We start from the raw sequence: 12,721 nt of genomic DNA, 5'->3' as shown, positions 1-12,721 counted from the left end.
GTCGACGGGTCGCCGGAAACGGGCGTCGACGGGTCGCCGGGAACTGGCACCGGCGTACCCCTGTTCTAGTCGGTTGTCGCCGCGGCGGCGGGGGCCGGCGCGCGGTCGGCCCTCGCCGACCGTACCAACCACACGACCACCCAGATCACCAACAGCGTCATCAGCGGCGCACCGGGCAGCTTGGTGAACCGGGCCAGGCCGGTGCCGTCCGGCAGCACCAGGAACGACCCCACCAGCGCCACCGCGGCGAACCACGTCGTGTTGCGGGCGGTGGCGGCGAGCACCGTGAGCGGCCAGATCCAGTACCAGGGGTGCACGATCGGGGAGAGCGCGACGGTGGCGGCCAGCGCCAGCCCGGCGTAGAAGAACGGGTCCCGGGTCCGGGCCCGCCACCACAGCCAGACCAGCAGCACGGCCAACGCGACCACGCCGATGGCCCGGGTCACCGGCAGCGCGTCGACGTGCAGGCCGAAGACGAGGGCCAGGTAGCCGACGGTCTGCCCGACGGCGGTCGACGGCGAGGTCCAGGCGACCACGTCGCCCCCGCTCTCCAGGCCGCCGATCCAGCCGAAGTCCAGCCCGCCGGCGACGGTGACCCCCACCACGGCGGCGACGGCGCCGACGACCACCGGGCCGCCGTCGCGCAGCAGCGACCGGAACCGGTAGGGCCCGCCCATCGCGGCCAGCGCGGCGAACGGGATCACCACCATTCCGGTGATCTTGATGGATACGCCGAGGCCGAGCAGCACTCCCCCGGCCAGCAGCGGGCCGGGCCGGCCGGGGCGGGCGGCCACCACGGCCAGGCCGGCGACCAGCAGGCCGACCATCAGCGCGTCGTTGTGCATGCCGGCGATCAGGTGCACCCCGATGAGCGGGCTGGCCAGCGCCAGCCAGAGCGCCCGGCCGACGGGGACCCCGCAGCGGCGGGCCAGCGCCGGCAGGCAGGCGGCGGTCAGCGCCACCCCGGCGACCGCGAGCAGCCGGAACGCGACAACGGCGGCGGTCAGCGAACCGGTGGCCTTCACCACCGCCCCGGCGAGCACCACGAACAGCGGCCCGTACGGGGCCGGGGTGTCCCGCCAGATGTAGGAGATGGAGTCCAGCCACGGGCAGGGCAGCGCGGAGACCCCCTGCTCGTACGGGCTGATCCCGTTGGCGAAGCTCGCCCCCTGGCACGAGTACGCGTACACGTCGCGGCTGGCCATCGGCGGGACGAAGAGCAGCGGCAGCAGCCAGAGCCCGACGGTGAGCAGCGCCCAGCGCGCGGACGGCACCCCGTCCCGCAGCGACCACCAGGCCCACGCCATCAGGGCGGTGCCGAGCAGCCAGGTCGCGATGATCAGCGACCCGTTGGGCCCCTGCCAGATGCTGACCGGGGTGGGGCGTAGATCTCCGGTCCGGAACGCGCCGCCGAGGAACGCGGACACGGCGAGCAGCAGGGAACCGGCCAGTCCGGTCCAGCGGGCAAGGTGGTGAGGCACGCCCGTCATGCTGCCAGTACGGTGGCAGCGGTACGGAGGTGGGCATGCGACGCGGTGCGGTGGTGGCGGTGTCCACCGGCTTTGCTGCCGTCCTGGGCGTGGGGTACCTGCTCCTGCCGAGGATGGGCTCCGACCTCTCGGCGCAGGTGGCCCGCGCCGACTTCTTCGCCGCGCACGGTCCCGCCCTGGTCGACCTGGGGTGGTACGCCGGCGTCCAGCCCTTCGGCTACAGCCTGGTCTCCCCGCCGGTGATGGCCGTCCTCGGCGTCCGGGTGACCGGTGTCCTCGCGCTGCTGGGGGCGACGGCGGCCCTCGCCGCGCTGCTGGTGCGCACCGATGCACCCCGCCCGCTGCTCGGCGGCCTGGTCGGGGTGGTCACCATCGCCGGCAACCTGGTCTCCGGCCGGGTCACCTACGGCCTGGGCGTGGCGTTCGGGCTCGCCGCGCTGCTCGCGCTGACCCTGCCCGCGCACGGCCCGCCGGGGCGCCGCCGGCTGCGGGTCGGGCTGGCCGTCGCGGCGGCGCTGCTGGCCTCGGCGACCAGCCCGGTCGCCGGCCTCTTCGTCGGGCTCGCCGGGGCCGCGCTGCTGCTGACCCGCCGGTACGCCGACGGGCTGCTGCTGGGCGTCGGCGCGGCGGTCCCGCTGGCCGTGACCGGGCTGGCGTTCGGCGACGGCGGCTGGATGAACATCAGCCGCACCGACACGGTGCGGGCGGTGCTCGCCAGCCTGCTGGTGGCCGCGCTGGTGGCGTACCGGCCGGTCCGGGTCGGCGCGCTGCTCTCGGCGGCCGGGGTGCTGCTGGCCGCGCTGGTGCACACGCCGGTCGGGCTGAACGCCACCCGGTTGGTGGTGATGTTCGCGCTGCCGGTGCTGGCCGCCGCCGCCCGGCCGCCCCGGTGGGCCACCGGGCGGCTGCCGGCCGCGCTGCGCCGGGGCGGGGTCGCCGGCACCGCCCTGGCGGCGTTGCTGGCGGCCGTCTGCTGGTGGCTGCCCCCGGCGGTCCCCGCCGACCTGCGCAGCGTGGGCGACCCGACCAGCGCGCCGGGCTACTTCGCGCCGTTGCGCGCCGAGCTGGCCCGGGGCGGGCTGACCGGTCGGGTGGAGGTGCCGCCGACCACGAACTACTGGGAGTCGGCCCTGCTCGACGTGCCGCTGGCCCGGGGTTGGCTGCGGCAGGCCGACATCGCCCGCAACCCGCTCTTCTTCACCGCCGTGCCGGGGGCCGCCGGCACGGGTGTGCCGCTGACCGCCGCCAGCTACCGGGCCTGGCTGGCCGAGTACGCCGTGCAGTACGTCGCGGTGCCCGACGCCGACCTGTCCTGGGTGGGGCGCGCGGAGGCGGCGCTGGTCGGCTCCGGCCTGCCGTACCTCACCGAGGTCTGGTCGGATGCGCACTGGCGGCTCTACGCGGTGGCCGAGCCGACCCCGCTGGTGTTCCCCCCGGGCGAGCTGGTCGGGCAGGACGACGCCGCGCTGACGGTGCGCGCGGCGGGTCCCGGCGCGATCCGGCTGCGGGTGCGGCACAGCCGCTGGCTGCGGGTCGACGGCGGGGCGCGGCTCGGCCGCGACGGCGCGTGGGCGGTGGTGACGGTGCCGGGGCCGGGCACCTACCGCGTCACCGGCTGACCGCCCCGCCGGGCCCCGGCGTCGCCGCCCAGGGCCCGGCGTCGCCGCTCAGGGCCCGGCGTCGCCGCTCAGGGCCCGGCGTCGAGGACGTGCTGCATCGCGGTGCGGGAGCGGCGGCAGGTGCGCAGGTACTCGTCGAGGAACTCGCCGGGGTCGTCGCCGCCGAGCAGCCGGACCACCCCGGCCAGCTCCACGCCGTGCCGGGGCAGCTGGTCGCCGTCCCGGCCCCGGACCAGCATCAGCGCGTTGCGGACCTGCGCGGCCAGGGTCCAGCCGGCGGTCATCGCGGCGGCGTCCGCCGGGTCGACCAGGCCGGCGTCGGCCGCCGCCGCAAGGGCGTCGAGGGTACGCGTGCCGCGCAGCGCCGGGACCCGCCCGGCGTGCCGGAGCTGGAGCAGCTGCACCGCCCACTCGACGTCGGCGAGCCCGCCCCGGCCCAGCTTGGTGTGGGTGGCCGGGTCCGCGCCCCGGGGCAGCCGCTCGGTCTCCACCCGCGCCTTGATCCGACGGATCTCGACGATCTGTTCCCGGTTCAGCCCGTCGGCCGGGTAGCGGATCGGGTCGACCAACGCCTCGAACTCCGCGCCCAGGTCGGCGTCGCCGCAGACGAACCGGGCGCGCAGCAGCGCCTGCGCCTCCCACACCTTCGACCAGCGGGCGTAGTACTGCGCGTAGGCGGCGAGGCTGCGCACCAGGGGACCTTGGCGGCCCTCCGGGCGCAGGTCGGCGTCGACGCCCAGCGGCGGGTCGGGCGCCGGGGCGGAGAGCTGTCGGCGCAGTTCCTCGGCGATGGCGTGGGCGGCGGCGCTGGCCGCGCCGTCGTCCACCCCGGCGGGCGCGTCGTAGACGAAGAGCACGTCGGCGTCGGAGAGGTAGTTCGACTCGTACCCGCCGAGCCGGCCCATGCCGATCACCGCGAACCGCAGGCCGGGCCGGCCCGGTTTGGCGGCCCGGACGGCGCGCAGCGCGGCGGCGAGGGTGGCGTCGGTGACTCCGGCCAGGGCCTCGCCGACGGCGGCGATGTCGGCCAGGCTCGGCAGGGGGCCGCCCGGGGCGGGGCGGGTCGGGCTGGGCGCGAGGGACCCGGCGCGGCTGAGCACGTCGGCGCAGGCGATCCGGACCAGCTCGCGGCGGCGCAGCGCGCGGACCGCGCGGGTCGCCTCGACCGGGTCCGGGTGCCGGGTCGCCGCCGCGGCGAAGCCCTCGCAGAGCACCTCGCGGCGGCGCGGGGTCAGCTCGTTCTCCTCGGCCAGCAGCCGCAGCGCCTCCGGCTCGCGGGCCAGCAGGTCGGCGGCGTACCGGGAGGAGGAGAGCACCCGGGCCAGCCGGCGGGCCACCGGGCCGGAGTCGCGCAGCAGCCGCAGGTACCAGGGGGTGCTGCCCAGCGTGTCGGAGACCTTGCGGTAGTTGAGCAGCCCCCGGTCCGGTTCGGGGGCGTCGGCGAACTCGCTGAGCAGCACCGGCAGCAGGGTGCGTTGGATGGCCGCGGTGCGGCTCACCCCGCCGGTGAGGGCCTGGAGGTGACGCAGCGCCCCGGCGGGGTCGGCGAAGCCGAGGATCTCCAGCCGGTGCCGGGCCGCCTCGGGGGTGAGCCGCAACCCGTCGGCGGGAACCCGGGCCACCGACTCCAGCAGTGGCCGGTACAGCAGCTTGGCGTGCAGTCGGCGTACCTCGGCGGAGTGGGTGACCCACTCGGCGCGGAACTCCTCGACGGCGCTGCGGCCGGGGGTGGCCGTGTAGCCGAGGGCGGCGGCGAGCCAGCGCAGCCCGGCCGGCTCGGTGGGCACGGTGTGGGTGCGGCGCAGGCCCTGGAGCTGGAGCCGGTGCTCGATGCCGCGCAGGAAGCGGTACCCGCGCAGCAGCGCCTCGCCGTCGGCCCGGCCGACGTAGCCGCCGGCGACCAGCGCCCGCAGGGCGGGAATGGTGCCGGGGGTACGCAGCGCCTCGTCGCCCCGGCCGTGCACCAGTTGCAGCAGCTGGACGGCGAACTCGATGTCGCGCAGCCCGCCGGGGCCGCGCTTGATCTCGCGTTCCAGCTCCTTCGGCGGGATGTTGTCGATGATCCGGCGGCGCATCGCGCGCACGTCGGAGACCGCCTCGGGGCGTTCGGCGGCCCGCCAGACCAGCGGGGCGAGCTGGTCGATCCACTCCTGGCCCAGCGCCAGGTCGCCGGCCGCCGGGCGGGCCTTGAGCAGCGCCTGGAACTCCCAGGTGCGCGCCCAGCGCCGGTAGTACGCCAGGTGGCTGGCCAGGGTGCGCACCAGCGGGCCCCGGCTGCCCTCGGGCCGCAGCGCGGCGTCGACCGGCCAGGCCACCAGCCCGCAGATGTGGATCAGCCGGGTGGCGATCGTGGTGGCCGCCGGCAGCTCGTCGTCGTCGGCGCAGACGAAGATCACGTCGACGTCGGAGACGTAGTTCAGCTCGTTGCCGCCGCACTTGCCCATCGCCACCACGGCCAGGCGGGGCCGGGCGACGCCGTCGGGCAGCTCCCCCACCGCGATGTCGTACGCCGCGCCGAGGGTGGCGTCGGCGAGCGCGGAGAGCGCGGCCATCGTCTGCTCCAGGGCCCGCCCGGCGGTCAGGTCGGCCGCCGCGATCCGCAGCAGGGCCAGCCGGTACGCCTGGCGCAGCACCGCGATCGGCTGGGTCGACGCGCTGTGGCGGGCGGCGGAGGCCAGGTCGAGCCGGCCCTCGGCGGCGGGGGCGAGCCCGTCGGGGGCGGTGGCGAGCACCGGCCACTGGCCGGGGTTGGCCACCAGGTGGTCGCCGAGCGCCGACGACGCGCCGAGCACCGCCACCAGCCGCCGCCGCAGCCCCGGGTCGGCGTGCAGCGCGCCCAACAACGCCGACTTGGCGAAACCGGCGGGCGCGGCGGGGGCGTTCCCGGCCGGCCCGGCGTCCACGGCCCGCCCCGGCGTCCCGGCGGGGTTGCCGGTGCGGGCGGCGGTGCGTTGCTCGGCCTCCACCAGGCGGTGCAGCTGGCGCAGGGCCAGGTCCGGGTCGGCGGCCCGGGAGAGCGCGCCCAGCAGCTCGGCGGCCGGCTCGTCGACCGGCTCCTGCTCCTGCGACCGCCACAGGCCCAGCCCGGCCGGGCCGAGCAGGTCGGCGGCGCGGGAGCCGTTGTCGTCGTCGGCGACGCCGAAGCCGTAGCGGGCCAGCCGGCCCCGCGCCGCTCTGCTGATCATGCTCACTGCCCCAGCAGCGGAAGGTCGCGCCGGAAGCTCTCCTCGCCGCCCAGGTTGCCGAGGGCGAGGTCGGCGAAGCGGATCGCGAAGGGCTGCCACACCTCCTCGACGTCGGGCATCACCCGGGCGCAGGCGGCGACGACCAGCTCCGGGTCGTACCCCAGCTCGGCGACGAGGCGCGAGTCGGCGGCCCAGTCGGCGATCATCGCGGTGTCGCACTCGATGTGGAACTGCAACCCCCAGGCCCGGTCGCCGAGGCGGAACGCCTGGTGCGGGTAGCGGGTGGAGGCGGCCAGCAGGGTCGCCCCGTGCGGCAGCTCGGTGATCTCGTCGGTGTGCCACTGGAACACGTCGGGCATCAGCGGCACGTACCGGAACAGCGGGTCGTTGTCGGCGGCGTCCCGCTTGCCGACCACCGTCGGGCCGACCTCGGGCCCGGAGGCGCTCCGCTCGACCAGGCCGGCGTGCGCGGTGGCCAGCAGCTGCGCGCCCAGGCAGATGCCGAGGGTGGGCACCCGGTGCCGGACCGCCTTGCGCAGCAGCCCCTCCAGCTGCGGGAACCAGGGCTCCGCGGGGCTGCCGTCGGGCAGCGGGTACGGCTGCTGCTCGCCGCCGAGCACCACCAGGGCCACGTACCCGTCGAGGTCGGCGGGCAGCTCCTCCCCGGCGTACGGGCGCAGCACCCGCAGCTCAAGGCCCCCCTCCACCAGCCACTCCCCCAGCCGGCGGGGGTCGTCGGACGGGTCGTTCTCGATCACCAGTGCGGTCGCCACGCCGTCGAGGCTATCCGGTACGTCGACCCCGGTCGGGAACCCCTCGCCGCCGCGTCGGGCACCGGCGGCATGCGGTGGGGCCGGCCGCGTGGACCGGGGTGCGCGACCGTCGCCGCGGCAGCGGGGCGGCGGCGCTAGGCTCTGCGGCTGTGCTCATCGACGACGCCGTGCTGCGCCCCCCGGTCCTGCGCCCCGGCGACACGGTGATGCTCGTCTCCCCCTCCGGGCCGATCCGCCCGGAGCGGTTGGCCCGGGGCATCGAGCTGCTCACCGGCTGGGGGCTGCGGCCGGTGCTGGCACCGCACGCGTACGCCCGCCACGGCTACCTGGCCGGGGCCGACGAGCTGCGCGCCGCCGACCTGAACACCGCGTTCGCCGACCCCCGCGTGCGCGGGGTGATCTGCACCCGGGGCGGCTACGGCGCGCAGCGGATGGTCGACGCGATCGACATGGCGGCGGTGCGCCGGGACCCGAAGGTGGTGGCGGGCTTCTCCGACATCACCGCGTTGCAGCTCGCCCTCTGGCGGGGCGCCCGGCTGGCCGGCGTGCACGGCCCCGCCGCGGCCTGGCACGACGAGCGCACCCCGCTGCGCTCGGCCGAGTCGCTGCACGCCGCGCTGATGACCACCGAGCCGGTCACCGTCGCCGCCGACGCGCAGGAGCAGACGTACGCGGTGCGGGTGCCCGGCCGCGCCACCGGGACGCTGCTCGGCGGCAACCTCTGCCTGCTGACCGCCACGCTGGGCACCCCGGACATGCCGGACCTGACCGGGGCGGTGCTGCTGATCGAGGACGTCCAGGAGCCGCCGTACAAGGTCGACCGGATGCTCACCCAGCTGCGCCGCAGCGGCCGGCTCGCCGGCCTGGCCGGGGTGGCCGTCGGGCAGTTCACCGACTGCGCGGACGGCTGGGACACGACCGTCGCCGACGTGCTGACCGACCGCCTCGGCGACCTCGGCGTGCCGGTCCTCGGCGGCCTGCCGATCGGCCACGGCACCGGCCAGCTCACCGTCGGCGTGGGCGTCCCGGCCACCCTGGACGCCGACGCGGGCACCCTGACGGTCACCCCCGCCGTCCGCTGACCCTCGGCGCGGAAGCTGCGCTCCTCGGCGCGGCAGGCGTGCGGCGATCCTCAGCGGGTGAGGTGGGCGACCGTGCCGCGCTCCAGGGCGGCGTGCACCGTGCCGTCGGGCAGGACCGCCAGGCCGTGCGGCTCCGACTCCGGGATGGGTAGGTCGTAGCCGTCGATGCGACCGTCGGGGGTGACGTGGCCGATGCGGTTGGCCGCCCACTCGGTGAACCAGCAGCCGCCGGCCGGGTCGGCGACGATCGCGTGCGGCCGGGCGGCGCGGTCCGGCAGCGGAAACTCCTCGATCCGGCCGTCGACGGTGATCCGGCCGAGCTGACCGGCGGCGATCTCGACGAACCAGAGCGCGCCGTCGACGCCCGAGGTGATGCCGACCGGCCCGGCGGCCTCCGTGGGCAGCGGGTGCAGGGTCACCGCGCCGTCCGGCGCGATCCGGCCGATGGCGTTGGCCTGGTTGAGGGTGAACCACAGGGCCTCGTCGGGCCCCGCCGTGACCATCGACGGGAGACCGCCCGCGACCGGCAGCGGGTACGCGGTGACGGTCCCGTCGGTGCCGACCCGGCCGACGGTGTCGCTGCTCATCCCCGCGTACCAGAGGGCCCCGTCGGGGCCGGTGGCGATGCCGCACGGGGCGGTGCCGGCCGGCAGCGCGACGGACGTCGCCTCCCCGGCGGTGGTGATCCGGCCGAGCCGGTCGTCGCCGGAGCGGGTGAACCAGAGCGCGCCGTCCGGGCCCGCCGTGATGATCAGCGGGCGGCTCGCGGGGTCGCCGGGGTGGACCCGCACCGCGCCGTCGGCGGTCACCCGGGCGATCCCGCCGGTGCGGACCAGCGTCAGCCACAGCGCGCCGTCCGGCCCGGCGGTGATCCCGTACGGCCCGCAGTGCGGGTCCGGCAGGGCCGTCTCGTGGATGGTGGGTGTGGTCAAGGGGAACCGCCTCTCCGATCGGACGTCTCACCTTCTGGGGTCGATCGTGTCCACGCAAGCGATTTGTCCCCGATCGCAGCCAGACTTTCAGCCCGCTGACAGGTTCGCCACGGCTCCCACCCAGCCCGTCCGGTCACGCTCGGTGACGTCAACGCAATCGAGCGATCAGTTGGAGGACGAATGTCCCGCACGATCACGAAGAAGCAACTGCTGGCCGGCCTCGCGGCGGCGGGCGTGCTCACCGTGGGCATCGCGGCACCCGCCGTCGCGTTCGCCGAGGGAGACGCCACGCCGAAGCCGAGCGCGAGCAGCAGCGCGGGCGCCGACCGGCAGCAGCAGCGCGACGACCGGCAGGCCGAGTTCGCCGAGGCGCTCGCCAAGGAGCTGGGGGTCGACACCGCCAAGGTGACCGACGCCCTGGAGAAGGTGCGCGAGCAGCAGAAGAACGCCCGGCCGGAGCGCGGCGAGCGGGGTGAGCGGGGTGAGCGGCCCGACGCCGCCGAGCGGCAGGCCGCGCTGAAGGAGCGACTGGCCCAGGCCGTCGAGGACGGCAAGCTCACCCAGGAGCAGGCCGACGCGATCACCAAGGCCGTCGAGGCGGGCGTCTTCCCCGCCGGTGGCGAGCGGGGCCACGGCCCCGGCGGTCCGGGCAAGGGTGGTCCGGGCAAGGGTGGTCCGGGCCACGGTGGCCCGGCTCAGGGCGGCCCGGCTCAGGGCGGCGACCAGGCCGACGGCGGCTCGGCCGAGGGCGAGTCCGAGGGCAAGTGACGCCACGCGTGGCCCCGCCCGATCGGGGTGGGGCCACGCGTCGCGCGGCGCAGGGGCGGGTGCCGGGATCATCGGCTCCCGCCCGCTGCGGCGCGCGTTCAGGGCGACGGGCGGGAACGCCCGTGGTCGACGGTCGGGGTCAGGCGTCGACCCGCAGGTGTCGGTGCGCCCACTCGGCGAAGCTCGTGAGCGGGATGCCGAGCGCCCGCGCGTACTCCGGGCGGGCGGGTTGCTCGGCCGCGTTCACGAACTCGTGCGACAGGGCCGCGAACGGCGGCATTCCGGCCGCGAGCGCCTCCTGCTCGGTCATGTCGGGCGCGGTCAGCTCGGTGCCCAGCGCACGGGAGAGGACGTCGGCGATCTCCGTCAGGGTCAGGTGGTCGCTCGCCAGCTCCAGTTCGACGGCGTGGAACCGCTCGGGCGCGGCGACGGCTGCGGCGGCGGCCCGGCCGATGTCGTCGACCGCGACCAGGGAGAGCCGGGTCCCGGGCCGCAGCACGGTCGCCAGGCCGCCGGCGACGCCGCGCGGGAGCAGGTACGCCGCGGCGGGCAGGAAGTTCTCCATGAAGAAGCCCGGCTTGATCAGCGTCCAGTGCGGGAAGCCCGCCTCGCGTACCCGATCCTGGATTCCCGCCTTGGCGGCGTAGTACGGCTCCAGGGGCGCCCAGCGGCCCTCGGCCCAGCCGGGGGTCTCGGTGTGCTGGCCGGCGCCGGAGACGGACGTGTGCACGAACTGCGGCACGTCGGCCGCGAGCGCCGCCTCGATCAGGTTGACGGCCTGGGCCAGCTCGCGGTCGAAGTCCAGGGCGTCGCCCTTCGACTGCGGCATCTGGACGGAGAAGACGGCTCGGGCGCCCCGGGCGGCCTCGACCAGCGAGTCACGGTCGTCGAGGTCGCCGGTGCGCAGCTCGACGCCGAGCGCCCGCACCGCCTTCGCCCGGTCCGTCGCGGGGTCGCGGACCAGCGCCCGGACGGGCACGCCCGCCGCGAGCAGGGCGCGGGCGGTGGCACCGCCCTGCTGTCCGGTGGCACCGACGACCAGGACGGGTGCGGGTTCGGTGGGCATGGGGGTCCTCCTGAAGTGCGGGCCTCGAAACGGCGGGGGCCGCCGTTTGCTGCTTGGTACGATACGGCGGACCCCGCCACTTAGCCAACCCGATACGGCGGCCCCCGCCGTTTAATCCGCCCGAGGTGGTGACGCCCATGCCAGCCCAGCGCGCGGACGCCCGGCGCAACCGCGCCCGCCTGCTCGCCGTGGCCGAGGCGGAGGTCGCCGCGCACGGCGCAGACGCGTCCCTGGAACAGATCGCCCGCGTCGCGGGAGTCGGCTCGGCCACCGTGCGGCGGCACTTCCCCAGCCGCCACGCGCTGCTGGAGGCCGTCTTCCACGAACGGGTCGAGATCCTGAGCAGGCACGCCCGCGAGCTGGTCGACGCCGCCGACGCGCGGGCCGCGCTGCTGGAGTGGCTGCGCGCCGTCACCGCGTACGCCGCCACCATCCGAGGGCTGGCCCTCGCGCTGTGCCGCGACCAGGCGACCGGCCCCGACGAGCCCCACGAGCACTGCGCCACGGCGCAGCTCACCGAGGCCGGCGACCCGCTGGTGCGCCGCGCCGCGCAGCAGGGCGCAGTCGCGTCGGGCGTGACCATCACCGACCTGCTCACCCTGATCACCGGCATCGCCCTGGCCACGGAGCTCCACCCGGACCCCGCCGCCGAGGCGAACCGGCTGCTCGACCTGGCCATCGCCGGCGTCAGCCCCCGGCAGGGGTGAGTCGGGAAGAGGAAGATCGCCGCCGCCGGCCTGGTGGCGGGCCGGCGGCGACAGGCGGGCCGGCGATCGGCACCGGCTCGACGCCTATGCCGTCGGCTCCGTGTACATCCCGATGCGGTTGCCCGACGGGTCGAGCAGGTGGGCGTAGGTCAGGCCGGTCGGCGTGGTGACCGGCGGCAGCAGCACCTTCCCGCCGGCCGCCTCGGCCCGCCGGCAGGCGTCGGCCACGTCGGTGACGTGGGCGTAGAAGATGGCGTAGTTCGGGGCGCTGCCGTCGGAGGCGCGGATCCCCCCGCCGATCCCGGACTCCGCACCGCCGGCCCCGCCCTCGGTCACCCGGTACGACCGGCCCGGCGCACCCTCCTCCTCGAACGTCCAGCCGAAGAGCTCCGCGTAGAAGCGTTCCGCCTCGTCGGGACGGTCGGTGCCGATCTCGAACCAGGTGATGGGCGTGCTCGACATGTTTCCTCCTCGTGCCGGCCGCGCGGCCGGCGTCAGGGAAGAGCCTCGCCCGGTGCCGCGACACCGTCCTGTCGGTGTTTCTCAGGCGATTCGGAATCGATCGTCAGCGCGCGCAGCCGCCGCCACACAAGGTCGGGGCGGCGGTCGCGGTACCGGGCCGCGAACCCCGCACGTTCGTCTCGACCGCCCTGGTTGCGCCGGGGCGGTTCGTCGTCGGACCGTCAACCCCGCCCGCAGTACGAAGATCTCCCGTCGGGCCACCGCCTCGCCTGTGGCAGCCAACCGTGTCAACCCCGGCACGAGTTCACTGGTCTAGGTTTCTGGCATGACCGATGAGGTGCCGGGGCCACTTGTCGCCGCAGGCGAGATCTTGAAGATGCTGAACGTCAGCCGGTCACGGTTCCGCGCCATCGCGCTCCACCCGAACTTCCCGCGCCCGTTCCAGACGTTGTCGGTCGGGTCGGTGTGGTTGCGGTCGGACGTCGAGGCATACATCCGGGACTACCGCCGTCCCAAGCCGCCAGCGGATGAGGACGAGCAGGGCTGACCACACCCCGCCTCGACAGGGGCGGCGCTAGCATCCAGCGCAGGTCGGAATCGGCTCGATGAGACGCAGGAACGGGCCGCCAGACAGGCG

Annotated in this window: 11 protein-coding genes; 5 read left to right on the top strand and 6 right to left on the bottom strand. The window is 76.2% G+C overall.

The window, feature by feature from the left end; all coding sequences use genetic code 11:
* Nucleotides 1-65 precede the first annotated feature (65 nt).
* Nucleotides 66-1,481: a polyprenol phosphomannose-dependent alpha 1,6 mannosyltransferase MptB gene (mptB, locus tag ACLQ2V_RS11365; protein WP_425718388.1), complete on the bottom strand. Its 1,416-nt coding sequence runs from the start codon at nt 1,479-1,481 to the stop codon at nt 66-68.
* Between the two features lie 44 nt (nt 1,482-1,525).
* Here mptB and ACLQ2V_RS11360 point away from each other — a divergent pair, with 44 nt between their 5' ends.
* Complete coding sequence (locus ACLQ2V_RS11360) at nt 1,526-3,109, top strand: hypothetical protein (RefSeq protein WP_425718387.1); 1,584 nt, start codon at nt 1,526-1,528, stop codon at nt 3,107-3,109.
* 68 nt (nt 3,110-3,177) lie between these two features.
* On the opposite strand, the gene ACLQ2V_RS11355 is transcribed toward ACLQ2V_RS11360, so the two are convergent.
* On the bottom strand, nt 3,178-6,294 hold the full coding sequence (locus ACLQ2V_RS11355) for a bifunctional [glutamine synthetase] adenylyltransferase/[glutamine synthetase]-adenylyl-L-tyrosine phosphorylase (protein WP_425718386.1): 3,117 nt from the start codon (nt 6,292-6,294) through the stop codon (nt 3,178-3,180).
* Nucleotides 6,295-6,296: 2 nt separating this feature from the next.
* Complete coding sequence (locus ACLQ2V_RS11350) at nt 6,297-7,067, bottom strand: type 1 glutamine amidotransferase (RefSeq protein WP_425718385.1); 771 nt, start codon at nt 7,065-7,067, stop codon at nt 6,297-6,299.
* Between the two features lie 206 nt (nt 7,068-7,273).
* On the opposite strand from ACLQ2V_RS11350, the gene ACLQ2V_RS11345 reads away from it, so the two are divergent.
* Entirely contained in the window at nt 7,274-8,149 is an 876-nt protein-coding gene (locus ACLQ2V_RS11345; protein WP_425718818.1) for a S66 peptidase family protein, read from the top strand.
* 50 nt (nt 8,150-8,199) lie between these two features.
* Here the strand turns inward: ACLQ2V_RS11345 and ACLQ2V_RS11340 are convergent, their stop codons facing one another.
* On the bottom strand, nt 8,200-9,081 hold the full coding sequence (locus ACLQ2V_RS11340; RefSeq protein ID WP_425718384.1) for a virginiamycin B lyase family protein: 882 nt from the start codon (nt 9,079-9,081) through the stop codon (nt 8,200-8,202).
* Nucleotides 9,082-9,261: 180 nt separating this feature from the next.
* Here ACLQ2V_RS11340 and ACLQ2V_RS11335 point away from each other — a divergent pair, with 180 nt between their 5' ends.
* Nucleotides 9,262-9,849 carry a hypothetical protein gene (locus tag ACLQ2V_RS11335; RefSeq protein ID WP_425718383.1) on the top strand — a complete coding sequence of 196 codons (588 nt, stop codon included), beginning with the start codon at nt 9,262-9,264 and terminating at the stop codon, nt 9,847-9,849.
* Nucleotides 9,850-9,988: 139 nt separating this feature from the next.
* Here ACLQ2V_RS11335 and ACLQ2V_RS11330 read toward each other — a convergent pair whose 3' ends face one another.
* A complete protein-coding gene (locus ACLQ2V_RS11330; RefSeq protein WP_425718382.1) occupies nt 9,989-10,915 on the bottom strand; it encodes an NmrA/HSCARG family protein in 927 nt (308 codons plus the stop codon).
* 137 nt (nt 10,916-11,052) lie between these two features.
* Between ACLQ2V_RS11330 and ACLQ2V_RS11325 the strand changes: the two genes are divergently transcribed.
* The gene (locus ACLQ2V_RS11325) at nt 11,053-11,622 is read left to right on the top strand and encodes a TetR/AcrR family transcriptional regulator (RefSeq protein WP_425718381.1); all 570 of its coding nucleotides are present in this window, start codon (nt 11,053-11,055) and stop codon (nt 11,620-11,622) included.
* Nucleotides 11,623-11,706: 84 nt separating this feature from the next.
* On the opposite strand, the gene ACLQ2V_RS11320 is transcribed toward ACLQ2V_RS11325, so the two are convergent.
* The gene (locus ACLQ2V_RS11320; protein WP_425718380.1) at nt 11,707-12,084 is read right to left on the bottom strand and encodes a VOC family protein; all 378 of its coding nucleotides are present in this window, start codon (nt 12,082-12,084) and stop codon (nt 11,707-11,709) included.
* 325 nt (nt 12,085-12,409) lie between these two features.
* Between ACLQ2V_RS11320 and ACLQ2V_RS11315 the strand changes: the two genes are divergently transcribed.
* Nucleotides 12,410-12,631, top strand: a complete 222-nt coding sequence (locus ACLQ2V_RS11315; protein ID WP_425718379.1) for a helix-turn-helix transcriptional regulator — start codon at nt 12,410-12,412, stop codon at nt 12,629-12,631.
* Nucleotides 12,632-12,721 lie beyond the last annotated feature (90 nt).

The organism is Micromonospora sp. DT233, assembly GCF_049841815.1.
GTDB lineage: Bacteria > Actinomycetota > Actinomycetes > Mycobacteriales > Micromonosporaceae > Micromonospora.
Note: the sequence above shows the minus strand (reverse complement) of the source record. Positions and strands in the feature narration are given on the sequence as shown.

Excerpts from the sequence above, each read along its gene's own strand:
- ACLQ2V_RS11360 (WP_425718387.1), top strand. The coding sequence starts at position 1,526 with ATGCGACGCGGTGCGGTGGTGGCGGTGTCCACCGGCTTTGCTGCCGTC.
- ACLQ2V_RS11355 (WP_425718386.1), bottom strand. The coding sequence starts at position 6,294 with ATGATCAGCAGAGCGGCGCGGGGCCGGCTGGCCCGCTACGGCTTCGGC.
- ACLQ2V_RS11345 (WP_425718818.1), top strand. The coding sequence starts at position 7,274 with ATGCTCGTCTCCCCCTCCGGGCCGATCCGCCCGGAGCGGTTGGCCCGG.
- ACLQ2V_RS11335 (WP_425718383.1), top strand. The coding sequence starts at position 9,262 with ATGTCCCGCACGATCACGAAGAAGCAACTGCTGGCCGGCCTCGCGGCG.
- ACLQ2V_RS11330 (WP_425718382.1), bottom strand. The coding sequence starts at position 10,915 with ATGCCCACCGAACCCGCACCCGTCCTGGTCGTCGGTGCCACCGGACAG.
- ACLQ2V_RS11325 (WP_425718381.1), top strand. The coding sequence starts at position 11,053 with ATGCCAGCCCAGCGCGCGGACGCCCGGCGCAACCGCGCCCGCCTGCTC.
- ACLQ2V_RS11320 (WP_425718380.1), bottom strand. The coding sequence starts at position 12,084 with ATGTCGAGCACGCCCATCACCTGGTTCGAGATCGGCACCGACCGTCCC.
- ACLQ2V_RS11315 (WP_425718379.1), top strand. The coding sequence starts at position 12,410 with ATGACCGATGAGGTGCCGGGGCCACTTGTCGCCGCAGGCGAGATCTTG.